We start from the raw sequence: 25,272 nt of genomic DNA, 5'->3' as shown, positions 1-25,272 counted from the left end.
GGCTGGGGCATGGCATTCATCCTCCGCCGGGTTTCGGTTACACGCGCGGGCAAGTCGATCGTCCGCGATCGCCCCTTTTCGGGCAGCAGCATCCGCATCGGCCGCGACAGCAGCAATGACATTCATGTCGAGGATTTGGCGGTCAATCCGCACCATGCGACGCTGACATCGGCAGACGGTCGCCGTGTGCGCGTGGACGCCGCGGAGGGGTTGGGCTTCGATTTCAACGGCCGCAATGTTGACAATGCCGAATTCGATAGCGCCAGCGGCGCCGAGCTACGCTTTGGCGGGCACCGCCTGACCGTACAGCGCGAGGGCGCGGCGATCATCCTGTTAGTGGAGCGGGTGGAGGAACTTTCGCAATCGGCCAAGGATGTCGACGAAATCAAGGCCTTTTCGTTGCGCGGCCTGCTGCCCGGGCGGCGCGTGGGAGCGTGGGGCTTTGCCGCACTGATGCTCGCGGCCTTCCTGATTGCGCCCATCTGGAGCTGGTGGAGCTATCAAGGCGTCGACGAACGCAAAGCGGGGTTTCATGCGGACAGCAGCTGGTCCTCGGGTCCCTTGTCGAGCGCGCACGCGTCACTGAAGGATGATTGCCAGTCCTGCCACGTCGAGCCGTTCGTTACCGTGACCGACAGCGCTTGCGTGAATTGCCACACCGGCGAGCATAAGAAGCTGAGCGCGGCGCATGCCAATGCCAGCACCGCGACGTTGCTTGCCGCGCGCGCACCTTTGTCGGGTGGCGAGAAGTTTCTGGCGAGCGTCGGCGAGGCTTTCAACAAGCCGCAGGGCCGATGCACCCAGTGCCATACCGAGCATGAAGGCGCAGGGCCAATGCCCGCGACACCGCAAGCCTTTTGCGCGGATTGCCACGATGGGATGAGCGGGCGGATCAAAACCGGGCTGGGCGATGCCGCCGATTTCGGGGTCGATCACCCGCAATTCCGCCCCCTGGTGCGCCCGGCGGTGGAGGCCAAGCTGGTGCGCGCCTCGCTCGACCGCAATCCGGTCGATATCAGCGGCCTCAAATTCCCGCACGATGTACATATGGACAAAAAGGGTGGGGTCGCGCGCATGGCGGCGAGCTTTGCCGGACGCTACGGCTTCACGCGCGCGGGCCTGCAATGCGCTGATTGCCACAGCGTCGAGCGTGACGGGGTCAGCTTCAAGCCTGTCGATATGGAGGCCGACTGTGCCATGTGCCACAGCTTGGCTTTCGAACAGGTCGGCGGGGTCACGCGCACGCTGCGCCACGGCGAGCCGGCGCAGGTTATTGCCGACCTGACGGCCTATTATCGCTCGACCGCGCCGTCGCGTCCGCTCCAGCTTGGCGGTATGGCGCGGCGGCGGCCCGGCCAATATGCCGAAGGCCAGGTTTACAACATCTATTTCCGCGAAGTGGCAGTGCGCCCGTCGCGTGCCAGCGAAGCGATCGCCGCGGTCTTTTCCAAGGGCGGGGCCTGTTACGACTGTCACACCATTTTCGCCCCCGCGAACGGCAACAATTGGCGCGTGCTGCCGGTCAAGCAGACTGAAGTTCATTTCAGCAAGGGCTGGTTCGACCACAAGGCGCATGAGGAGACCAAATGCGCCGATTGCCACAAGACAGCGCCGGAATCGAAGCTGGCGACGGACCTGCTGATCCCAGGTGTGAAGCAATGCCGCGATTGCCATGTCGGCGAGGATGGTGCGCAGCTGGCTAGCATTCGCGTTGATGATCCGGTCAAATCATCCTGTGCCATGTGCCACGAATATCATATGGATGGGGGGCCACCCTGGTCGCCAAAGCCCAAGAAGAAACAAGGCCAAGTGACGGCGATCACAGCCAAGCCGCGATTCTCCCTCTACACTGTCGACTTCGGGTCGGGCAGCGCGCGCGGAACCGGGGGATGAAGGCGGGGTCGCAACCTGCCGGCGGAGCGAGGGGTCACCGATGCTGATTGCCCAGATCACCGACGTGCACATCGGGTTCGACCCCGACAATCCGGCCGAATATAACCGCAAGCGGCTCGACGATGTGCTCGACCTGCTGATCAGCGGGCCCAACCGCCCCGACCTGCTGCTCGCCACCGGCGACATTACCGACCGGGGAGATGCTGCGAGTTACCGCCGCCTCGCCAACGCATTTTCGCGCTGTCCATTTCCGGTGTGGCCCAGCGTCGGGAATCATGATGTGCGCAGCGCCTTTCACGCCCAGTTCCCGGGTTTCGATGATGGCAAAGGTTACGCGCAATATTGCATCGAGCTGGACGAGCTGCGGCTGGTGACCATCGATACGCTGGAGGAAGGGCGGCACGGCGGGGCGTTTTGCGCCGATCGCGCGGCATGGCTCGACGCCGAACTGGCGAAGGAGCCCGACAAGACCACCTATATCGTCATGCACCACCCTCCGGTGGAAACTGGCATCGAGTGGATGAACACCGATCACCGCGAGCCTTGGGTAGCAACCTTTGCCAAAGTGCTCGACCGGCACAGCCAAGTGCGCGGGCTGATTTGTGGGCATCTCCACCGTTCGGTGACGATCAACTGGCACGGACGCACGGTGGCGATCTGTTCATCCACCGCGCCGCAAGTGTCGCTCGACCTCAGGCCCATCGACGAAAACCGACCCGACGACCGCCCGATGATCGTCGCGGAGGACCCCGCCTATGCCCTCCACCGCTGGAACGGCCGCGAGCTGGTGAGTTTCTTTGACCATGCGGGACAGCACACGATGTTGGCCAAATATGACCGCAATTTGCAGCCGTTGGTGCGCGAGCTTAAGGGCGAGCGGCCGCGCTGAAACGGCGGATGGTCCAAACGATGGCCGCAGTGAACAGCGCACCTTCGAGCATCGCTGACAATGCCTGACTGATCGGGCCGAAACCGCTTTCGCCCAGCATAGCACCAATGCGATCGAGATTGAGCCGCGATCCGGCGAGGCTGTCGAGGCTGCCTGCCAGCATTCGGCCACCCATCAGCGTGACCAGCAAGCCCGCTAGCGCGCCGATTAACGCGGAGAGCGCAGTGCGCAGGCCTGGACGTGCGCGCGGAGATTGCCACAGGGCCAGTCCCACTGCGCCGCCGATCAGCACGCCTTCGCCCGCGCCGGTCATATGCGCGGGCGCGCTGCCGATCAGCAGGGTGAAGGCGTCAGTACCAATCAGCTCGGTCAGCGCGCCAATCGTCAATCCGCCTGCCGCGCCGCCGAGCGACAGTGCCGCACCGCCGCTGGACACACGGCGCTGCGCCAGCGCCATTCCCAGGCTGACCCCGGCCGCACCGAGCGCAGCAATGGTGACAGCAATGCCAAACAGCACCAACAGCAGCGATGCGCCGCCTATGTTCGCAGGGGTGATAGCAGTGGCAATAAGGCCATAGAGCAGGCCGCCGATACCGCCCGCCAACGCGCCGCCCAATGTGCCGCCGACGACAATCGGCTGCAAGGTCGGCGCAATAAGGGTGGGCACTGTTGCTGCCGGTTCACCCGCGACAAAGCGATATCCGTATTTGGGGACGGTCTGGATAAAGCGCGGTGCCGCGGCATCATCGCCAAGCGCGCGGCGCAAAGTACGGATACACTGGGTCAACGCCTCGTCGGTCACTGGAATGCCTGCCCACACCTCGGCCATAAAGCGATCCTTGGTGACGAGCTCGCCGGGTGCAGCAGCGAGCACCACGAGCGCGTCAAAATAGCGCGGGTTCAGCTCCACCAATGCGCCATCCTTCAGCAGCCGTCGTTGGGCGCGGTCGAGCGTGAAAGGACCAAAGCGGAGCGGTGTTTCGGTCATTTTTCAGCGATTGCTCATCTTTTGCTCATGCCCCTCAGGGTGCAGCGCTGGCAGGGCTGCTGTCGTCATCAACAGCGAAAGCAGAGCGATATGTCAAACGAAGCCGTCCCTTCATCCCGTGCGCTCGGTTGGGTTCGTCCCGCTGCATGGAGTTTTGCCGCCGCGCTGCTGGCGCTGCCTGCCGTCGCCATGCGTTTCACCGCCGAGGTAAATTGGACCCTGAGCGACTTTATTGTCGCAGGCGCGCTGATTGGCGGGACTGGGTTTCTGATCGAGGTCACCGTTAGACTGTCGGGCAACTGGGCATATCGTGCAGGCGGTCTGCTTGCACTGCTCGGGTCCTTTTTCATGATCTGGGTTAATCTCGCGGTCGGCATTATCGGCAGTGAGGATAACCCCCTGAACGCCATGTTTGCGGGCGTGCTGGGCGTGGCGTTAGTGGGCACCATTCTTGTCGGGTTTCGCGCGCGCGGCATGCGACATACGCTGGTTGCTACCGCTGTGGCGCAGCTGGTGGTTGGGCTGATCGCAACCTTTGAAGGCCACAACATCTGGCCGTTCACGATTGCCATGGCCATGATCTGGAGCTTTTCGGCCGCGCTGTTCAACCGCGCGGCGCAGGATCAATAGCCCAGCGCCAAATCGACCTGCGGGCTCACCGGTTCCCCCCGCTCCCAGCGCGCCAGATTGTCAAGGAAGCGTTGTGCCGAACGGACGAACATCTTGTCCTGCGCGCGCCCCGACAAATGCATGGTGATATGCGCGTTAGGCAGCGTCCAGAGGACGTCATCGGCGGGCAGCGGTTCGGGCGTGGTGACGTCGAGGAAGGCGTGGGCAATTTGGCCCGTCTGGAGCGCGGTTACCAGCGCGGCCTGATCAACCACGCTGCCGCGCGCGATGTTGATAAGCGTTGCGGTCGGCTTCATCGCGGCGAGTTCGCCTGCACCGATCATCCCGTCGGTTTCGGGGGTGGCTGGGACGGCGAGGATGACCCAATCGAAATCACCCAGCCGCGCGCGCCACTGGTCGGGGGTCAGCGTGTTTGGGCCAGGCGAACGGCGGACGACGGTGACATCGACCGCGAAGGCCTTGAGCCGCTCCTCGACCAGCTTGCCGATCGCGCCATAGCCGAGGAGCAGGGCTTTGGACCCGTAAAGTTCGACCTTGCCGGGCGAATCCATCAGCCATTCGCGCCGGTCCTGCGCGCGCACCACCTCGCGATACCCTTTGGCGACCGTCAGCATGCCCATGATGACATATTCGGCGATGGTGATGGCGTTGATGCCCGCGCCATTGGTGAGGATCGTGCCGCGCTCGCGCAGCAGATCCAGCGGCATATGGTCAGAACCGGAGTAAATGGTGTTGAGCCATTTGAGGTTCGTCGCCGCCGCAATGGTGTGCGCCATGTCGTCCTTGTCATACATGTCGAACCAGCCGATTTCGGCAGTCGGCGCCAGGGCAAGCGCCTCTTCCTTGGTCATGAAGAAGTGCGGCTCAACCCAAGCGGGCAGGCGGTCGTTCAAAAGCGGGAACATCAGGCCCGACAGGACGGCTTTGGTCATTCCTTATCTTCCTCTCCATCGACTTGCGATGGGGAGGTGGCATCGCGCAGCGATGACGGAGGGGCCTTCCCAAATCGGCTCAGTCGGTCGTCAATTGCGGCGACAATCCCGCACACAACGGCAGTCGGATCGCGCAGCACATCGGTTGCCGCAATCCGCATCGTATCGACGCGATGCTCGGCCAACCACGCATCGCGGCGTGCGTCGCGCACCGGATTGTCGCCCATGTCGTGCGCGATGCCGTCGACCTCGATTGCGAGATTGGCGCGCGCGCAGAAGAAATCGAGCACATAGGGTCCGGCGGGATGCTGCTTGCGGAACTTGTGGTTGCCGGGTGACGTGCTCAAGATTGGCCAGAGCATGAGTTCGGGTTTGGTCAGCGCGCGGCGAAAGCGTTTGGCGCGTTGGACCGATGCTGCGGGCTTATTCGGACGCACTGCTGGCCCCTCCGTCACGGCTTCGCCGGGCCACCTCCCCATCGCAAGTCGATGGGGAGGAAGTAGAAAATGTCGCGCCCTTGTCCTCCCCAATGACTTGCTTCGGGGAGGTGGCGCGAAGCGCCAGAGGACGGCCGCCCTAAACCTCAATCCGCCAATCCCAACCCAGCGGATCGCCGTCCATCACCTCAACCCCGCACGCGATGAGGTCGTCGCGGATGGCGTCGGAGCGGGCGAAGTCTTTGGCTGCGCGGGCTTCCTTGCGCTCGGCGAGGGCGGCTTCGATTTCAGTTTCGGTGATGGTCGCGGTGGCAGGGCGGATGCGCAGGTCGGTGCGGTGCAGCTGGTCGAGCCCAAGGCCCAGCACGCGGTCCATTTGGCTGGCAGCCGTAACTATGCACTCAGCTGCGGTTCGCTTTTGTCCAAGCAATTCGTCGAAAATCGTCAGCGCGTCGGCGGTATTGAGGTCGTTGGCGACAGCCGCAACAAAGCGTTCGACCAGTCCGCGGGTAACGACCTCCCGTTCCCAGCTGTCGCCCGGAACCTCGCGAAGCGGCATGCGTTCGAGCAGCCGCTCTTCCCATTTGCGCAGCGCCATCACCATTCGCTTCAGCCGTACAAACGCCGCCTGCAACCCTTCCCAGCTGAACTCCAGCTCGGACCGGTAGTGCGCCTGCAGGCACATCAGGCGGTAGGCCAGCGGATGGAAGCCTTTGTCGACCAGCGTTTGCAGGCGCAGAAATTCGCCCGCGCTCTTCGACATTTTGCCGCGCCGGTCGATCAGGAAATTGTTGTGCATCCAGATGCGCGCACCCGAATGATCGCACCCGGCGTGCGCCTGGTTCTGCGCGATTTCATTGGGGTGGTGAATCTCGCGGTGGTCGATGCCGCCGGTGTGGATGTCGAACGGGTGGCCGAGCAATTCCTTGCTCATCACGCTGCATTCCAGGTGCCAGCCCGGCGCCCCTTTGCCCCAAGGGCTGTCCCATTCCATCTGGCGCGTCTCGCCCGGCGGCGTTTTGCGCCAGATGGCGAAGTCGGCGGCGTGGCGTTTGCCGTCGACTGGGTCGATCCGGCTTTCGCCTTCGTCGGTGCTGGCGCGCGCGAGGCGGCCATAATCGGGCACGGTCGAGGTGTCGAAGTAAAGGCCGCTGTCGAGCAGGTAACAATGCTTGTCGGCGATTGACTGGCCCCATGCGATCATCGCTTCGACATATTCGGTCGCGCGGGGGTGGGCGGGTTTGCGGATGTTGAGGCGCGCCAGATCCGCTTCAAAATCGGCCTGATAAAAGGCCGCAATGTCCCACGCGGTCTTGCCCTGCTGCGCCGCCGCGCGCTCCATCTTGTCATCACCCGCATCGGCGTCGCTGGTCAGATGGCCGACATCGGTGATGTTGATGACATGGGTCAGCTTGTAACCCTTGTACGACAGCACGCGGCCCAGCGTGTCGGCGAACACATACGCGCGCATATTGCCGATATGCTGGTAGTTATAGACGGTCGGGCCGCAGCTGTAGACGCGCGCTTCCCCGTCGTGGAGCGGCTTGAATTCCTCAAGCTGGCGGGTCAGGCTGTTGAACAGCATCAGCGGGGCAGGCTCGGTCATGCCGCGCGCCATGCCCCGCCTTGCTTATGTGCGTCAACTATTCGTCGGGCACCCACAGATCTTCGTTGCCCGCGCCCGTCACCGGATCGTCGATCAGCGGTTCGCCGGTCAGCGGGTCGAGCCCGCGCAGCGTGATCAGCGGCGAGATGACCGACTGGTCGCCGGTACCATCTTCGTCGCTGCCCTCCCGCTCGACTTCCTCTTCGATCACATCCTGCACCGGGAAGTCGGGATCGCGGGTGGTCGGCGGCGGCGGGGCCGGGCTGCACGAGGCGATATTGCCCAGCGGACAACCGTTGATGGTCGACAGCGGGTTGAAACCCGTTTGCACGCGCGGACCCGTCGTCGGCGAGCCGGTGGGGGACGCATTTGGCAGCGGGCCGTTGATGGTCACCAGCGGGATCACCGCCAGCCCGGTCACCACGCCCGCCGCAGTGCGCTGCACGGCATTGATGACGAGCCGATCGCCCGAATTCGGCCCATTGATGAACAAGCCTCCCGCGCCAAAGCTGATGCCGCGCCGCTGGTCGAACGCGGTCCCGGCGCCGCTGTTCTGAATATAGATGCTGTCGTCGTCGCTATGATCCAGGATAACGGTATCCGCCGCCAGCGCGCCGATGTCGCTGGTAATGCCGTCATTTTGCGCCAGCCGGGCATCGACCGCATCGACATTGGCCCCGCTGCCGATCAGGCCCGAAATGTCGGTGATCGCTTGCGCAGTGGCGACGGTGATGTCTTCACCGCGCAGCGACAATGTGCCGGAAAGCTGGTCGGGCGCGCTGCCGCTTAGGCGGATCGAGCCTTGGCCCAGAATGACCTGCACCCCGCCACTGGCCTCTAGGTCAAAGGTTTGACCGGCACCGGTATTGGTGAAGCTGACATCGCCCAGTACGCGCCCGGTGCCCGGCGTTACCACACGGAAAGTGCCCGTCGCGCCAAATTGCTGCGCCGCGTTGATGGTGAAGTCATCGACGACAACATCGGGATCGCGCGTGAAACCGACAGCGGTGGCCTGCGCCACCTGCACCCGGATGCCGCGCACGGTGATGTCGCTGCCAAACAGCTGGGTGATTTCGGTGGCGTCGAGGTGCCAGCCGCCCCGCGTCCCGGTGCCGCCGACAAAGGTCTGTACATCGGGATTATTGTTTGCGACGAGCACCGCGTCGGTCGTGCCCAGCACGCCGACGCGGCCAGCGCTGGCGATGGTGATATCGCCCGAGCGCAGGGTAATGCCTGCGGCCGACAGCACGTCATTGACCTCGATATCGTCGTCGGCCTCGACATCCAGATTGCCCGACGCGGTAATTCGGCCGAGGCGCGCATCATTGTTGGCCTCGACAAACAAATTGCCGGACGTGACCGTCGCCTGGTTGATGATGACGTTGCCGACGGACGAGCGCACCTCGCTGGCGTTGGCCAGCGTCGCATCCTGGATCGTCACGGTGCCGCTGCCGTTGATGATCGCACCCCCGACATCGGTGGTCAGCTGCGCAAAGGTCAGCGGATTGTTATTGATGCCACGGATGATGATGTCGTTGGCGCTCGCCGTGACCACCCCGGTCGAGGCGAGGTCCAGGTTAATCGAGCCGCCATCGGCATCGAGCGTTGTCGTGCCGCCAACTTCAACCTGTCCGGTCAGCGACGCGGCAGCATCCAAATTGGCGTTGCCGGTAACCGAAGTGCGTTGCAGCGCGATTTCACGCGCTATGATATCCAGATTGCCGCCGACCGTGTTCAACGGCGGGTTCTGGATGCTCTGCTGGATCTGCACATTGCCGCCCGCCGTAATGAAGGCGTTTCCACCTGCAACGATGCGGGCGATCGTGGTATCACCGGCCGCCGCATCGACGCGCAGGTTGTTGCCCGCTGTCAGAACGCCCGTGACGGCGTTATTGCTAGCGGTGCCGAGGGTGATGTCACCGTCCGCCGTCACCGTGCCCAGCGCCAGGCCAGTCCCGGCCGATGCGGTGATGCTGCCATCGTTAGAGGTGATCGATGGTGCCGAGATTGTCCCTGCAAAACTCGACAATAGCACCGACTGACCCACGTTGGTGGTGCCAAGGCCGATGCTGCCGCCAGCCGTTAGCGTCAGGCTGCCGTCGACCGTGGTCGGGCCGCCGGCGATCGGTCCGCCGATCGCGCCCGCGCTGTTGGTGGTCCAAAGCACGTCGCCGGTCGATGTTAACGAGTCATAGGTCAGCCCGCCCGGCGTTGAACCCCGGACCAATCCGGCGCGGATATCACCGATGGTCGCGCTGCCGCTGGTCGGCGTTTGGAACGAGGCGAAATTGATTACAGTGTAAGCAGGAACGACACTGAAAATCTGCGACGAATTGCCCAGCCAGAACAGGCCGTTCGTCGTGACGTCGCCGAGCGTTGCATTGCCGCGCACATAGACGCCAACAGCCGCCGTTCCGGTCACATTGCCTGCGGTGACGCTGGCAAGATCCGACGCCAGAATGGCATTGCCGCTGGTCGTCAGGTTGCCCGTCTGCACCGCACCAGAGGCGCGCACGCGGATGACATTGCCCGCCGGACCTGCCCCGCTGAAGGTACGCGGGCCGCTTGCAGCGGTGCCGCTGCCCAGCCCCGTCGAGGTCAGATTGCCCGCAGTGAGGGCAAATTGCGTCGTGCTGACCACCCCGGTTTGGGAATCCGCGGCGATAGTGGCGGGATTGGCGTTAGAGCCATTGACGGTCAGGAAGATATCGTCGCCCGCCGTCACATCGCCAACAGCCAAGGCGCCGTTGAAGGTTGACAACAACACGTCGGTTCCCGCGACAACATCGCCGAAATTCAGACTGCCAGCACGCGCCTCGACATAGCCCCCTGCGGCTACCAAGCCTGCCGTAATGGCCGAGCTGCCGGGCACGCCATAAACCTGCACATTGCCGCCTGCGTCAATGCTGTCGATGTTTCCGCTGCCACTTGTGTCAATGATCGTGTTGCCGCCGCTGGTCAGGCTGCCCCCGCTAATGCTGCGGTCGCCCACCGGCGATGGCGGGGCGTTGGCCGTGGTCAACAGCAGATTTCCGCCCGCATCCAGCGTGTCGAAACTGATCTGAGTTCCATCCAACGTGATCTGATTGTTGGCGCGGCCGTCGGCCACCCGGATCAGCCCGGACGAAACCGACAAACTGCCATTGTCAGCAATCAGACGGTTCATGTTGATCGAACCAAAGCTTGACGTCGTCAGTGACAGGTTGGCGCCTGCCGCCACTTCGGCTCCATCATCGCTCTCAATAGAGAGGAACGCATTCAGGAAGATGTCACCCGTTGCCGACACCGTGGCCGTGCCATCGGGACGCTCGTCGTGACTGAAGCTAATGGTATTGCCCGCAGTAATGAACAAGGGTCCATTGACGGCCAGGGTGGCGTCGCCGACCATTGCTACTTCGACATTGGTCGCTGAGGAGATATCCGCAATTCCGCCGACGTCGAGGCGGCCCGGGCCGGTTCCGGCGACACGGATGGCGTCGGTCGCACCCAACTGCATGCCGTTCAATATTTCAATTTCGGCGGTGCCAAAATCGAAATCAATCCCGAGCAGGCTGCTGTTGGTGTCGCTGCCAAAAGATTCGGCGAGCAACGAGTTCAGGCTGACCGACGGCCCTTCAACGCCAGGAACCTGCAAATCGAAGCGGATGGACCCGCCGGAGCCAAAGGGATTGCCGAATTGGTCGAACGCGCTCGCCCGCAGCGAAACGTCGCCAGCGGAAATGAAGGCGGTTTCGCCCGCCGTTTGGATCAAAACATTGCCGCCCTGGCCACGCGCCAAATCGAACCCAATGGCGCCGCGATTACCCCGTATACCAAACTGGCCGTTCAGACCGGCAACACCGTCGACCCCCGCCGAAACGGTTGAGGCACCGCCGAAGCCGCCCGATCCGCCCTCGCCAAAGAAGCCCCCGAACCCGCCTTCACCACCATCCCCATTGAAACCTGCAAAACCGCCGGCATCGACCTCGACCGAGCCCAGGCTGACGCTGCCGTTATCGGCGGAAACCAGCAGGGTTCCGCCAAAGCCTTCGCCGCCAACGCCACCGTTGCCGCCGTCGCCGCCCGCGCCGCCATCGCCGCCGCGCCCGCCGTTTCCGCCGTTGCCACCGGCGCCGCCCGGACCGCCCGCGCCGCCGTTCCCGCCATTGCCGCCCGTCTGGCCTGTGCCGCCGAGGCCGCCTCTGCCGCCGATGCCGCCGCGCCCGCCGAAGCCCGCCACCGAATAGAAATTGACATTGCTGGTCAGAATGCCGCCTTGCTGGCCAATCAGGTTGATCGTCCCGCCAAATCCATTGCCGCCGTTGCCGCCATCGCCGCCGCGTCCGCCAACTTGACCCGTTGCGCCGTCGGCCCCCGCGCCGCCGTTCCCGCCCGATTGCCCGGCTGCAATGCCATTGGCACCGTCCGCCCCTGCGCCGGCAGGGTTTTCGAAACTGGCAGCAGTAGCACCAAAGCTGCCAGCCCCGCCAAAGCCTCCGGCGCCGGTTGCCGAAATTCCTTGCGGTGCGGTTATGGTCAGCTGCGAACTGTCTGTCGCGATGAAGTTGATCGTTCCGCCAGTGCCGGTGCCGCCATCAGCGCCGGTTTGGGGGTTGGTCCCTGCGGCTGCTCCGCCTGCACCGCCGCGAGCACTGGCGTCGATGTCGGGCGTATCGATTTCGAGCGCGGCGCTGCCGGTGCTTTCAAACTTTATTTGTCCGCCAACAGCGTTACCTCCGACGCCGCCCAGGCTGGTCAGCGCTCCAACAGCGCCGCCAACCTGACCACTGCCGCCAGCGCCGCCATCAGCACGAGCATTTACGCGCAGGCCAATGAGCTGATTGAAGCCATTGGTCTGGTTGACAAAGGCGGTGCCGCCATTGGCATCGCCGCCAGATCCGCTTTCGGCATTAAATCCGCTGCTGCCGGCCCCGCCCGCGGCAGACACGTCAAGGTTGACGCTGCCGCCCGAGCTGAAGGCCGCTGCAAGGTTTACTGTTGCGGTGCCACCGTTACCGGAGCCGCCGTTGCCGCCGCGCGATATGCCGGTCAAGATTGCGGAAGGGGAACTGAAAAAGAGGTTGCCGCCATCGCCACCGTCGCCGGCCGCACTGACCTGGATAGCGTCTGCCAGCAAGACGCCAGCATTGATGTTGAGCTGAACATTGCCGCCGGTTCCGTTGCCCCCAGCGCCGACATCATTCAACGTGCTGTCCGAGCCGTCATAGGCACCGCCATCCCCACCCTGGCCATCGGCTTCCAAGTCCAGCGTGCCGAAATTGACGTTGGTGCCATTGAAGTTGGCGTTCACCACCCCGCCAACCCCGTTGCCGCCCGTGCCAGCCGGGCGCAATGTCGGACCAGTTTCATCGATGAAGCCGGTGCTACCTTGTCCGCCTTCACCGTCCGCGTCGGCTGAGAAAGTGGCGGCGGTCAGCGTGCCGCCTTCGAAGTTGAGCAATATGGTGCCACCTGTGCCAACGCCGCTTTGCGCGCCTGCTCCACCCAGCCCGCCGGTGCCGTCGGCGCCGATATTCACATTGTTCAGCGTGGCGTTGCCACCCGACTGCGTAAAGGTAACCGTACCCCCGGTTCCCGTCCCGCCCGCGCCATTGTCTGCGCCACCGCCGAGACCTTCGGCCGACAGGAACAGACCATCTCCCGTCACCGTGCCGCCACTGATGATGACGTCGATGGTGCCACCAATGCCGCCGCCTGCCGATTCACCGCCGACCGTGAAGCCGCCCTCGTTAATGATGCCCGTCTGGCCCTGTGCCGAGACGAACAGGGTGCCGAGCGCCAAGTTAGTGCCCAATCCCCCAGTCGATTCGATGGTCACGGTGCCGCCTTGGCCCGATGTCGGTGCAGTCGCCGTGCTGCTGGTACCAGAAGTGCCGCCGACGTCGACCGAGGTAAAGGCGCCCAGCGTTACGGTGCCGTTATCGGCCCTGATCAAAACGTTGCCGCCGGTGCCTGTCCCGCCAACCGGGCCCGACCCTGCAAAACCAATCGCTGAGATATTGTTGAAACCGCCATCTACGCCCAGCGAGCCGCCGCTGGTTGCGGTGAGGTTGATGGTCCCGCCGATGCCGGCTCCGGTAGAGTTTGACGCGTTGCTGGTCAGTCCGTCAGCCTGCAAGTTGGTATCCGGCAGATCAATCGTTCCGCCGTTTGCATCAAGGGTGATATTGCCTCCGGTCGCGTCCTCGCTGAATTGGGCGTCGTTGCCGCTGCTGGAATCAAAGCCTCCGGTAGCGTTCACGGTGAAGGCATTGGCGACCGTAAAGCTGCCCCCAACGTTGGCGACAACACTCGCATTTCCTCCGCGCCGTTCGCGCGTGATGTCGGCTGATCCCCCAGTCGTATTGGCCTGGACGTCGATGTTCACAACATCGCTTATGGTGACAGCAGCGCCCGTGACCTCGATCGACGCATTGCCGCCGAAGGCCGTGCCGCCGACATCGTCGGCGGGCTGGGTTTCAATGCCGCCGCCTGCCAGCGCAGCGCCGCTGAGTGTGAGCCGGTCCAGCGTCGCCGCGCCGCCCAGCACAGCGAGGCGCGCATTGCCGCCAAAGGCATTGCCGCCGGTATTGAAGTTGTTGTTCGCTGCGCCGCCGGAGGCCGATGCGTTGATGAAGGTCGCGCCGGTATTGAGTTGGCCGAAAGAGGTGATGGTCGCATTGCCGCCAAGCGCAATGCCGCCGACCGAAACCAGCGATTGTGTGGACGGACCGGTGCTGACGGGACCGCCGCCGACGGCATTGGCATCGACGATGGTGACCGGACTGGTGACGCTGCTCGTCGCGCCGTTCACCGCAAGGAAGGCGTTGCCGCCGGTCGCATTGCCGCCGGTCACCGACCCGGTGCCACCGGTGGCACCCGCGTTGATGGTAAGCGCCTGCAGTGCAGAGAGTGCCGCGCCGCCGCTGACCGTTACGCTGGCGCTGCCCCCTACGGCGGCCGCGCCATTGGCGGCAAAGACAAACTGGTTGGCATTGACGTTAAAGTCGTCGCCATCGCCGGTGCCGGTGGCAGAGGTTGTAATCGACACGGCTTGCACCACTGCGCCGGCGCCGTTGACGATCAATTCGGCGGTGCCGCCCGTGCCGGTTGCGCCATTGGTTGTGCCGAAATATCTGCCGGTGCCGTTGGCGCTGATGTTGATGTCAGTCGCGGACACCAAGCCGCCGTTGACATTGAGCCGCGCGGTTCCCCCCAGTGCGTTGCCGGTGAGGGGATCGGTAAAACCGGGTGCGCTGATGGTCAGCGCCCCACCGGTAACGCCCAAGCCCGGCCGCGCTCCGGCTGCTGCTGGATTATAAGTGAGGTTGATTTCGGCCAATCCCGGGTCACCAGCGCGTCCTGGTGCGACCAGCTGCAAGCCGCCAAAGGCCAATATCTGTTGCTGGTTGCCAATCGACAGCCGGGCACTGTTGTCGCCTTGCAGCAATGCCGAGCCGTTGAAGCGGATGCGCCCCTGCTGCGGCGGCGGGACAAAGATTGGCGGTCCGTTATAGATCGTGTTGACGGGCGCGCCGACGAAATCATTGCTGGCGCGCGCGATGATGCCGCTGTTGAAGATGATATCCTGCACGCCGATATTGGCGGCAGCGGTGCTGACCGGATTGGGGTTGGCAGCAATTTCCCCATTCACAATGTCATAGCCCGCCGACAGCCGGATCGCGCCGTTGGGATCGACCTGCGCGCTGACCGGATCCTGGTAGCCGACTTGGCCCGACACCAGCATCGTCACCGCGTCATTCTTGGGAATGGCGACCATGTAGATGCGATTGTCGTTGGGATCACCGTCGTTGGCCGATGGCCCGGTCGTGGTGCCGCTGTGGTCGATTACCGTGCCGCCTTCGGCCCCCACCAACACATTGATGTCGAACAGCCCCTGGTTAATACGGATGTCAGCCTGTTCGGCGGCGACATAGGCGGTCGAACCATCGGTCGACACGACCCCGCGCTGCACCACGCGCGGCGCCACCATGGCAAAATAGGCGCTGCCGGGGTTGGTATTGGCGACGGTAATCGACGCGCCTGCGTCGACCTGCACCGTCGAAGTGCTGCCCGATGCGCCGCGGAAGCGGATTTCATTGCCGACGCCAAACAGACCGCCGGTGGTGTCGATATCATTGGCGGTTAGTACCAGGCTGCCGACGTTGATGACGCCGGTCGATCCGATCAATATGCCGCCTGCGTTATAGAACCAGATATTACCACCGGCGACATTGGCACCGACGACATTCTGGAAGCTCTGGACCGTGCCATTCAGCGCAATCTGGCGGTTGATGGGTAAGCCGCTGGTCAGGAAGCGGTTGAGTACGGTGTAGCCGGGCGCCGTGCCGATGAACGTCAGCGTGTTGCCCGACGGCAGGAAGTTAATGGGGCCACCGGTCGGTGCAGTGTCGGTCGGGCTCCAGGTTATGACTGTCTGAGTGCTGGTGGTATTGACCTGCGTAGTTGAAGCATTGGGCGCAGTGATGCTGGCGGTGCCGCTGTTGACGACGCCGGTGCCCGCCACACCCTGCGCATGGGCCGATGGCGATAGCGCGAGCGCGGAGAGGCTGGCGGCAACCGCCGCGCTGGTCATCAGGCGACGGTGCAGCCGGTCGGTGCGCGTGGCTTGCGTGCGGGCATAGGTCATATCAGCGGGCTCCAACGCCAAAGGCAGTCGTCAGGGAAATCAGGACACGGGCATCACCTTTGCTGGTGGCAAAGGGAGCACGTTTCAGCGGAACGGCGAGCGCGAAGTCGAAGCGCGCCAGATCGCCATAGGCCACGCGCACGCCGCCACCGGCCGAATAGATGCTCTGCGCGCCAACCCCGGCAAAGGTCGAATCGCGGTTCCACACCCATGCGGCGTCGAAAAAGGCAAAAGGCTGGGCCGCGATGGCGGTGCGATTTTCGGGGATCAGCGAACGCAGTCGCGCTTCCGCTGAAAAGGCGAGGCCGCGGTCGCCGATCAGCGTGCCGGGATCATAGCCGCGGCCGACGGTGAAATTGCCCGCCGAAAATTCCTCATAGGCCAGCAATGGGTCGTCGGTCCATTGCCCGCGCGGCAGCAGGGCGAGTGCGAAGCCGGGGCTGGGGCGGAACTCCGCCTGTCCCTGCCAGCGCACCAGAAAGGCATCAGGCTTGCCTTCGATCCGTGACAGCGGCACGACACCAGGTGCAAGGCAACCGGCGCCGAGTGGGCCGGGGCAGCGGTCGCTCGCGCCAAGACCGCTCAGCCCCTTGCGCCATTCCGTGCTGCTGCCCCAATACCAGCGCGGCTCGGCGCTGTTATAACCGTTGCGGCCCGTCACCGATGCTTTATCGATCTGGCTATGCTCGCTGCGCAAAGTTAGGACGCGCAGCCGGTCGCGATTGAGCGGCGTGCCCGGCAGGCGGATATCCTGATCGATGAAATCGATGCCGCCGGTGATTGTCCAGCGCTCGGCCTGGCTGAGCTTGATCGGATAGGCGGCATAGGCGCTGATAATCTGCGTATCGGACCGGAGCGGCAGACCCGCGATATCGGGCCGGGTCCATGCCTTGGTATAGTTGGCACCGATGCGAAAGCCATCGCTGCCGAGCCGCATTTCGTGACCGAGTTGCAGAATGCGCTGCTCGCGCGCGTCGCCGGACACATAAAGGCTGGCGCTGGTCTGATCGCCGAGGCCCGTCAGCCCGTTGAAGCGGGCGCGCGCCACCAGCCCAAGCGGACCCACATCCTTGGTGCCATAGTTTTGCGCGTTAAAGTCGATAAGCACGGGCGTGCGCCGGACGACGACTTCGCCAATCACTTCGCCCGCGATCGCGCTGGGTCGCAGCGTGAGCCGCGCGTCCAACCCCGGTATTTCGCGCGCGAGCAGCAGCGCACGCTCGGCTTCGACCAGGTTGAAGACCGGTTGGCCTTCCAGTTTGGCGAGGTAGCGGGCGAGCAAGGCCTCGTTTAAACCGGCGTCGCCGCGCACCTGCACCCGAGCCAGCCTTGCTGCCAAAATGTCGAGCTTGACGACCCCGCCCTCAATCGTCTGTTCGGGGACGCGGATTGCGGCAAGATAGCCTTGTCCGCGCAGCATCGTCGCGGCGCGGTCGCGAATGTCGCAGATCGCCGACACCGGCACTTCGGTTCCGACAAGGTTGCGCCAGCTGGCGTCGAGCATGGCCGGATCAATGGGGCCGCCGCCCGAAAATTCGACACGCGTCAGCGTGAAGCGGATGGCCGCAAATTCGGGATTGGCGAGCGGGCAGGGCGAGCGTTCAATCTCGTCCTCGGCGGTGATGGCCGACTCGGTCGGGGGCGGCGGGGCGGGCGGAGCCGGGCGAAGGATTTCTTCGCGAGTCGGGGCAGCTTGCCAAGCGTGGGCCGTGCCCGGCAACGTCAGAGCGGCAATGGCAGTGCTGGCCAGCAAAGCTAAACCGCCGCGCTGCCGCGCCCTCCATCCGGACGCCGATGTGGCCGCGTCGTTGGTCATCTATCCCCCTTTGGCCCCACCCGGGGCGTCGCATCTTCGATCCAATTCCGGCCGGCTAAAAAACCGGCTGGTGGCAGCGCGACCCAAAAAGGGTGTCCGGCCCCGCGCTCGCGGCGGTGGTCCGGCATTTGTTAAAAGCTAGCAGAGCCATTCGGCCCGTTCAATGCTGGGCTTATGTCCTTAAACGGCACCCATTTCGTCTTCGGCCATCGTGTCGACCAACCGATCGAGCTGTGCCGTGCAACCGCGCTCGAGCAGGGTTGCCGCGATGGCTTCTGGTGTATCAGGCAGGGCGTCCAGCAGCTGGAATTTGATCGACACCGGCTGCGCCAGCCCTGCGCCGCTGAGGCGATAGCCCGCGCCAGCCGCCAAAGGCAGTGTGGCACCCGGCCAGCGGCGATAAGCCTGGCCATCGAGGAAAGCGATGGTTTCAGCCTTGCCCGCGTTGCCCTCGGCTTCGACGCGCAGCGAGGTGTCACCATTGATGTCGGGCCGCCAGAAGAGCAGCGTGGCCGGGTCGGCGACGCAGAAATTGCCGCCCTTGCGGGCATCGATCAGCCACAGGTTGGGCGCACGAATCTCGGCGGATGCCGTTTCGACGTCGCCTGGCCCGCGGGTCGCCCCGCCGCGGCGGCGCAGCGCGCCATCGCGCGAGATCATCTGCGACATGGTGGAACTCAACGTCTGGTTGGCGGCAACATTGACCGAACTGTTGTGGACGCCGGGCCGCGCCAGCGTGCGCGTCTTGCCCTTGTCGAGCAGCACAACGCGGTCGCCGGCAACCAGCGTAATCTTTTCATTCGCGGCCAGTTTCTTGCCAACCGGATACTTGGCGGCAGACGGACCCGACGAGCGCACCACCATCGATTGGGCGAGCGCGCTCGTCGACACACAGGCGGCCGTAGCCACAAGGGCGGCGGCGATCAGGCGAGACTTAGGACAGGACATAGGATTCTCCATCTCCGGTTTGCTCCAGACGGTCTAGCAGGAACATGATGGCTGGTTCCTGACCGAGATTTGCCCGCAGCGCTGTGGCCGCGGTCACATAGCTGATTTTATCGCCATTGGCATGCGCAGTAACCATGACGGCAATTTGGGCACGCGTATAGGCGGGCAGATCGGGTCGCGGTTCAAACACATCGACCGGCTGGCTGCGCCCGCGCAGCGTGATGCGGCCGAGCGGCACCAGATCTTCGCGCCCCGCGCGTTCCGCCGCCTCGCGACTGAACAGCACGCTGGAAAAAAGCTGCTTGTTGGCAGCCTCCAGCCGCGCTGCCGTGTTCATGCTGTCGCCCAGAGCGGTATATTGGATACGTCCTTCGCCGCCGAAATTGCCGACAATCGCCTCACCAAAATGCAGGCCCACGCGCGTTTTGCCGATGGGCGGGACGCCCGCGCCCATTTCAGAGCGGAATGCTTCGCCCTCTTCGAACATTGCGCGCGCGGCGGCGGCCGCATTGGCAGCATCGTCGGGACGGCTGATTGGCGCGCCCCAGAAGGCCACGACAGCGTCGCCGACGAACTTGTCGATGGTGCCGCCGTAGGCGAGTACCACGTCGCTCAAACGGTCGAGATAATTGTTCAGCAGGCGCGCGACGGTTTCCGGCGTCACGGCATGGCTCAATTTGGTAAAGCCCTCAAGGTCGGTGAAGACGCAATAAATCTCACGCTTTTCGCCATGGAGTGCAAGGCGTTCGGGGTCGCGCAAAATTTCGGCAGCAATGTCGCGCGGCAGATATTTGCCCAGCGCCGACTGGGCAAAGGCGCGTTCCTGCGCGCCGATCGTGCGCGAAGCGGACCCAATTGCGGCAAAAGCAAACAGCCAGCCCAGCGCCCAGCCAAAGGCAGGCAGCTCGAGCGTGTCGGTTCCAACCGACTGGAGCCAGAAGGGCAGGGCGAGAAAGCCGGCGAGCTGCACAATCATTGCTCCTGTCACCAGCCACGCTCGAGCATCGATCAGACTGCTGAGGCCGCCAGCAACAACCACCAGTAACGCTGTCGCCCACAATGCACCCGATGACAGTGGGGCCGGCCAGTCGTTGTCGAGCTGTTGTTTCAGCATATGTGCGTGGATTTTCATCCCGAACATTGTGGTGCGTTCGCCGACCTGCAGGTCTGGGAGCCGCGACAACGGCGTTTCGAACTGGTCGACGTCAAACACATTGCTGCCAATCAGCACATAGCGCCCCTTTACCGATTCGCTGAAGGCGGCGATCATTTCGTCGTCCATTTCCGAACCAAAATTGTCGATGACCAGTTCGGAAAAAACGCCGACCTCGTCCCCTTGTTGGGCTTTGAGCGGAATGTGGTAGCGGATCGCGCCGCCAAAGTTTTGGCCTTCGGCTGAAACCGGTGCCATTGCATTGGCCAGAAGCGGCGGCAATCCGCGTGGGCGCACCGGCCAACGCCGCATGGTGCCGTCCTCGTCGGTAATAAACAGGACACTGGCGGGCTTAACCTGTGCGGTCTGCACCGCCGCGATGAAATTTTTCAGAATTTCCTGTTGTTCGAACAATATCGTGTTGGGCGTGTTTTCCTGTTCCAGATAAGCCAACCAGGTCGGTGTTCGCATCGCGCGCAATTGCGCTTGCAGCGCCGCATCGTCGGGGCGGGGAGAATCGAACAAGATGTCGATGCCGATCGCCTTGGCTCCCATGCGGTCAAGGTTGGCCAGCGCGCGGGTCAAAATGGCGCGATCGAGCGGCGAGCGAATTCCGGTGTTGAGCAGTGTTTGGTCATCATAGGTGACGAGCAGGATGCGCGGATCCTGTTCGACAATCGGTGCCATCACAGCAGCGCGCGCATCATAAAGCGCGCGCTCGGCATCGCTGAGCAGTGGTACCTGCCAAGTGAAGCGCGCGAGCAGCACCGCAAGCGCGAGGAACAACAGCGTAATGACCAGCCGCCCAACGCCCAACTGGCCCACCAGACGTGACACGTTGCGCGTCAGCGTTTCGCGCCGGGCGGCCATGCTGTCCTCATTGGCGTCCATGTCGGCGATCAGCGGGCGCTTTCCATGGCGGCGGTACCGGGGACCAGCACCTGCTGGCCGTCGCCCACGATAGCGAAGCCCGACCAATAATAGGGGTGCGAGGTGCGAACGTCGCGCATCAGATCGCCCTGCGCGGCCCACAGCGCATCGGCAATGCCGGTGCCAGGCGGCGCGCTGAACAGTCCGCCAATCAGCCGCTCGGTGGCGTTATAGTCGTCGGGCACCGGCCAGTGGCTGGCGATGACCGACCGTCCGCCCGCACCGATGAAGGCGCGCACCAGCCCATCGAGCGCGGTGCCTCCGCCGGTGGTCACCCCGGCCTCGCGCGTCGCTGCGACGGTCGCTGCGCCAGCGGTGTCGCACGCCGACAGGATGACCAGATCGGCGTCGATCTTGAGGTCAAAAATCTCGTCAAAGCTGAGGAGGCCGTCCGATCCTTCGCCGCCAAACGAGGTCAGCAGCGCAGGGCGCGCCGGGCAATCGGGGCGCGGTGCAGTGACGAGGCCGTGGGTAGCGAAATGGAGCACGCGATAATCGTTGAGGTTGTCATAGCTCTTCACCGCCAAATCGGTGAAGCCGCTGCTGGTCAACAGTGTCGCCTGATCTTCGCCAATGACGCTGCGCGCGCGGATCAGCTCGCGCGGAGCGATCGGCTTGTTCCATTCGGCCAGCGGCCAGGCGCAGCTTTCGGACACGCCGCCGCTTGCGGAGCGGGTGCGGGCGGTTTCCGGCCGCGCGCTGATCGGTGCATTGTCGCCCGCGCCGAAATATTGCCGCGTCGCGCGCGAAGGCGCGGCGCGGCGGGCATTGCGAAAGGCAAGCGGTGATACCGCCGTGCTGGTGCGCGCCGTTCGGCCTAGGAAGGCGAGCTCGCGCGCGTCGAACGCATCGGCCTCGGGATCGGCGAGCCGCGCGTTATAGGCGGCAAGGCCGCTATTGTTGGTGACCAGCAGCCCAAGCGGCAGTTGCAGCATCGGCCCGTCACCTTCGTAAATGATGTGGCGCGTGGCGGCGATTTGCGGCGCGGCGGGGCCGAACAATTCGCCAAACAGCGCAAAGGCCGCCTCGGCATCAAAGGGATAGGTGACGACGCGGCCATTTTCGCGCGCCGCGATGGTGCTGCGCAGTGCAGCGACGCGCGCTTCCAGCGCCGTCGTGCTGAGCCCAGCTGTCCAGATTTGCGCGCCGCCTTTGTCAACATAAAGGCCATAGACGGCGTCGCCAACGACCAGCGTTTTCGCATAGGCCTCGCCATCGGTTAACATCGCCTGCAATTCGGGCAGTGTCAGGCTGGTTTGTTCGATAGCGCGGAATTGCGGGAAGGCCGACAGCGCGGTGAGCGTCTCGGTCTGTTGCCGTGCCAGCCCCTCGATCCGTGCAGCGACTTCGCGGCGCAGCGTCAGCACATCATCGCCTGGCGGCAGCTGGGCCAGACGGGCCTCTTCGACGCGTGCGCGTTCAACGTCGCGGGCAAGGTTGGTCGCCTGACGGAACAGTCGCGCGCCCTCGGTGGTGCCACTTGACAGCTCGCGCGCCAGGATTGCCTGCGTATCGGCCACGCCGGGGCGTACCAGCAGTTGGCTGGCCACAAAGAAATCGCCGATGGCGGCGGGGTCGCTGGCTGCACGTTCGGTCAGCAGGCGGAAATAGGGCGCCATCTGGTTGGTCATGCCGGTCAGCGTGCGGCGCTGCGCCGCCATTGCACCTACGACAGTACGATAAAGGGCCAAAGCCTCATCGTCGCGGCCCTGACGCACCATGAAGGCGGCGTGGCGCGCGCGGGCCGAGGCGAGCGCGGCGGTTTCGGGATATTCGGTGCCGAGCAAATTGACCGATTCGACAAAGCGTGCCTCGGCCTGGGCAACATTGCCCAGCGCCTCTTCGGCGAGCGCAATTTCGCCCAGCATCTGGCTGCGCAAGCGGATGATCGAGGTGACGCGCCCGTCGCGCACTTTCAGCGCGTCGTTCAACCCGGCTATCTGAGCATTTTTGGCTGCAGTCGGATTTCCCCGCAGTCGGTCGGTAGTGCCGCCGAGGTGCAAGGCCTGCGCATCGATGATTTGCGCGCGTTCGAGCGGGGTAAGCTTTTCCTCATCCTCATTCTGCCGCAGCGCGCGCCCCGCCGTTCCGCTGTTCAGCCCGGCGACGGCGATGGAGGTGAGCGCGATGCCGGTGTCGGTTGGAATCACCGCTGACGGAATGGGCGGCAGAGGCGCAGCCAGGATCGCCGCCGCTTCGTCCAACTTGCGTTGGTTGAGCGCGTGGATGGCGCGGTAGTTACGGCGCAGCCGTTGCTGGACAATGTCGGCGGTGGGGATGGCCGCAACCTCGGCAAACAGGCGGTCGGCTTCGGCAAATTCGCCCAGATTCGAGCGCTGGAGCGCCCGGTTTAGGACGAATTCGGTTGGATCGACAGCGGTGTCGGCGTCGGCGAGCTCAGGACGGCGGCCAAGTGCCTCAAAAAATTCGGCGGCATCGGCATAATCGCCGCTGTGATTGCGGCGATACCCCTCACCCAGCGCCTGATCGATGTCGATGTTGCCCGCCAGATCGCGGGCAAAACCATCGCTGGAACCGGCCGAAGTGGTGGCGACGCGGATCGGGCCGCTGGCGATACGGTTGTCGGCCACCGAGGCGAGGGCCAGTTTCAGTGCGTCGCCATAGGCAGCATAGCCCTCAACCACGAACAGGTCTTCGCCGCGCTCGGCAAATTCGGCAGTCCAGCCCGTTTCGCTGTTACCAATGCTGCAGTCGGTGAAGCTGCGGCAATTGAAGGCGGCGGGCCGGGCCTCGCCGATGCGCGCCTCGGCCGCAGCGCGGTCATCGCGGAGCAGACGGACATAGCCGACCGGCTGCGACGCATCGCGGCACAGGATCAGCCAGCCGCGCTCGAACATGCCGGTGGCCACCGTATCGCGCAGGGTCGTTTGTACCTGGCACAGCGTGCCCGACGAATCGCCGATCGGGAAACTGTCGCGCAGTAATGGCCCCGTGGCCTGCCCCAACGCTGGCGGGGCGGCGGCGACGGCCATGGCAGCAAACAGCGCAGTGAAAGCGAAATGGCGGCGGCCGGGCATGGCGTTTGTCCCCCTGAACAGGCTGATAGACACGCATCAATCCCGCCTAGCGCGGCAAGCGCGCCAAGGGGATGCAACCCGATTTTTCTTTTCAGACTAGCGCGGGTTTGAAGCGAAGGGAAGTGATCTGCCGCACAGCCACTATGGCGTGACGGATGCGCCTTGCGCGCCGGGTAGCCAGCGCCTATTTCTCACAGACGCAAATTTGCCCCAACCAAAGGACGGACATGACAAGTTTCAGCGACCGCGAGCGCGCTTTCGAGGCCAAATATGCGAACGATCAGGAATTGCAGTTCAAGATCATCGCGCGGCGCAACCGGCTGCTGGGTGAATGGGCAGCCGACCGCATGGGGCTGACCCCCGAAGAGCGCGATGCCTATGCCAAGGCGGTGGTTCAGGCCGATTTTGAAGAGGTTGGCGATGAGGACGTAATCCGCAAGGTCACTGGCGACCTGACCAGTGCGCAAATTGATGTGACTGACGCCGAAATCCGCGCCGCGCTGGAAGCAAAGACGGTCGAGGCGCGCCGCCAGTTCATGGACATTGTCTGACGGGAATTGCCGCATGGCCATGGCCGCCGAAACGATTGAAGCGATGATCCGCGCTGCGTTGCCTGACGCTGTGGTCACGATCACCGACCTCGCCGGTGACGGCGACCATTATGCCGCACACGTAGTCAGCGCCGCCTTTGCAGGGATGCCGCGCGTCGCGCAGCACAAGGCCGTCTATGCCGCACTGGGCGGGCGGATGGGCGGCGAGTTGCACGCGCTGAAACTGACCACGGCCGCCCCGGCCTGAACTTTGTTTGGAGAATTACATGACCGACACCGCCACCAACACCCGCATCGCCGAGATGGTCGCTGCCTCACCCGTGCTCTTGTTCATGAAAGGCACGCCGCTGTTTCCGCAGTGCGGCTTTTCAAGCACGGCGGTTGCCATACTCGACCATCTGGGCGTCGCCTATGACAGCGTCGACGTGCTGCAGGATATGGAAGTGCGGCAGGGCATCAAAGCCTTTTCCGACTGGCCGACCATCCCCCAGCTCTATGTCCAGGGCGAATTTGTCGGCGGCTCGGACATCATGATGGAAATGTACGAAGCCGGCGAACTGCAAGCACTGGTAGCGGATTTGCCCAAGGCTGCGTGAGGAAATGCTGAGGGGGACGGGGCCTTTGGGCCGCACCGTCCCCCCTCACATCATGGGGGTAAGTGGGATGTTCCTGTGCGAGTGATGGCGGGTGGTCCCAGGGACCAGACTGTTACCACCCGCCGCTTGTTTTGAGCGGATCACTCAGGAACATCTTCTACTATACAATCGCCGTGCCAAATGGGGCGAAGCCAGCTTTGCGGCGGGTGACGATGGTTGGCAAAAGGTAAATGCCA

The 25,272-nt window shown here is 63.9% G+C and carries 15 protein-coding genes; 6 read left to right on the top strand and 9 right to left on the bottom strand.

The window, feature by feature from the left end:
* Window positions 1-9 precede the first annotated feature (9 nt).
* Together AC2TC0_RS13655 and AC2TC0_RS13650 are read left to right on the top strand one after the other, a co-directional pair.
* Window positions 10-1,893 (top strand): cytochrome c3 family protein, encoded by a 1,884-nt coding sequence (locus tag AC2TC0_RS13655; protein WP_484718064.1) that lies wholly within the window; start codon window positions 10-12, stop codon window positions 1,891-1,893.
* A 40-nt stretch (window positions 1,894-1,933) separates the two neighbouring features.
* Window positions 1,934-2,782, top strand: coding sequence for a metallophosphoesterase (locus tag AC2TC0_RS13650; RefSeq protein WP_484718063.1), 849 nt, complete (start codon window positions 1,934-1,936; stop codon window positions 2,780-2,782).
* On the opposite strand, the gene AC2TC0_RS13645 is transcribed toward AC2TC0_RS13650, so the two are convergent.
* The gene (locus tag AC2TC0_RS13645; protein WP_484718062.1) at window positions 2,760-3,770 is read right to left on the bottom strand and encodes a winged helix-turn-helix domain-containing protein; all 1,011 of its coding nucleotides are present in this window, start codon (window positions 3,768-3,770) and stop codon (window positions 2,760-2,762) included. The two genes, AC2TC0_RS13650 and AC2TC0_RS13645, sit on opposite strands and share 23 nt — an antisense overlap.
* Before the next feature lie 90 nt (window positions 3,771-3,860).
* On the opposite strand from AC2TC0_RS13645, the gene AC2TC0_RS13640 reads away from it, so the two are divergent.
* A complete protein-coding gene (locus AC2TC0_RS13640; RefSeq protein ID WP_484718061.1) occupies window positions 3,861-4,400 on the top strand; it encodes a hypothetical protein in 540 nt (179 codons plus the stop codon).
* Here AC2TC0_RS13640 and AC2TC0_RS13635 read toward each other — a convergent pair.
* From AC2TC0_RS13635 to AC2TC0_RS13600, 8 genes are all read right to left on the bottom strand, one after another.
* The gene (locus tag AC2TC0_RS13635) at window positions 4,394-5,332 is read right to left on the bottom strand and encodes a D-2-hydroxyacid dehydrogenase (protein WP_484718060.1); all 939 of its coding nucleotides are present in this window, start codon (window positions 5,330-5,332) and stop codon (window positions 4,394-4,396) included. The two genes, AC2TC0_RS13640 and AC2TC0_RS13635, sit on opposite strands and share 7 nt — an antisense overlap.
* Entirely contained in the window at window positions 5,329-5,769 is a 441-nt protein-coding gene (locus AC2TC0_RS13630; RefSeq protein ID WP_484718059.1) for an endonuclease domain-containing protein, read from the bottom strand. Before AC2TC0_RS13630 ends, AC2TC0_RS13635 begins: the two co-directional genes overlap by 4 nt.
* A gap of 139 nt (window positions 5,770-5,908) precedes the next feature.
* The gene (cysS, locus tag AC2TC0_RS13625) at window positions 5,909-7,375 is read right to left on the bottom strand and encodes a cysteine--tRNA ligase (RefSeq protein WP_484718058.1); all 1,467 of its coding nucleotides are present in this window, start codon (window positions 7,373-7,375) and stop codon (window positions 5,909-5,911) included.
* Window positions 7,376-7,412: 37 nt separating this feature from the next.
* Window positions 7,413-16,004, bottom strand: a complete 8,592-nt coding sequence (locus AC2TC0_RS13620) for a hypothetical protein (protein WP_484718057.1) — start codon at window positions 16,002-16,004, stop codon at window positions 7,413-7,415.
* Between the two features lies 1 nt (window position 16,005).
* Window positions 16,006-17,820: a ShlB/FhaC/HecB family hemolysin secretion/activation protein gene (locus tag AC2TC0_RS13615; protein ID WP_484718056.1), complete on the bottom strand. Its 1,815-nt coding sequence runs from the start codon at window positions 17,818-17,820 to the stop codon at window positions 16,006-16,008.
* Window positions 17,821-18,000: 180 nt separating this feature from the next.
* Window positions 18,001-18,768, bottom strand: a complete 768-nt coding sequence (locus AC2TC0_RS13610; RefSeq protein ID WP_484718055.1) for a hypothetical protein — start codon at window positions 18,766-18,768, stop codon at window positions 18,001-18,003.
* Entirely contained in the window at window positions 18,755-20,791 is a 2,037-nt protein-coding gene (locus AC2TC0_RS13605) for a CHASE2 domain-containing protein (protein ID WP_484718054.1), read from the bottom strand. Before AC2TC0_RS13605 ends, AC2TC0_RS13610 begins: the two co-directional genes overlap by 14 nt.
* A 29-nt stretch (window positions 20,792-20,820) precedes the next feature.
* Window positions 20,821-23,889: a CHAT domain-containing protein gene (locus AC2TC0_RS13600; RefSeq protein WP_484718053.1), complete on the bottom strand. Its 3,069-nt coding sequence runs from the start codon at window positions 23,887-23,889 to the stop codon at window positions 20,821-20,823.
* A gap of 227 nt (window positions 23,890-24,116) precedes the next feature.
* On the opposite strand from AC2TC0_RS13600, the gene AC2TC0_RS13595 reads away from it, so the two are divergent.
* The 3 genes from AC2TC0_RS13595 to grxD are packed head-to-tail and all read left to right on the top strand — an operon-like array spanning window position 24,117 to window position 25,036.
* Window positions 24,117-24,440: a DUF1476 domain-containing protein gene (locus tag AC2TC0_RS13595; protein WP_484718052.1), complete on the top strand. Its 324-nt coding sequence runs from the start codon at window positions 24,117-24,119 to the stop codon at window positions 24,438-24,440.
* 13 nt (window positions 24,441-24,453) lie between these two features.
* A complete protein-coding gene (locus tag AC2TC0_RS13590) occupies window positions 24,454-24,687 on the top strand; it encodes a BolA family protein (protein ID WP_484718051.1) in 234 nt (77 codons plus the stop codon).
* A 19-nt stretch (window positions 24,688-24,706) separates the two neighbouring features.
* Window positions 24,707-25,036, top strand: coding sequence for a Grx4 family monothiol glutaredoxin (grxD, locus tag AC2TC0_RS13585; RefSeq protein WP_484718050.1), 330 nt, complete (start codon window positions 24,707-24,709; stop codon window positions 25,034-25,036).
* Window positions 25,037-25,272 lie beyond the last annotated feature (236 nt).

This window comes from Sphingopyxis sp. sgz302558, from assembly GCF_057220455.1.
Note: the sequence above shows the minus strand (reverse complement) of the source record. Positions and strands in the feature narration are given on the sequence as shown.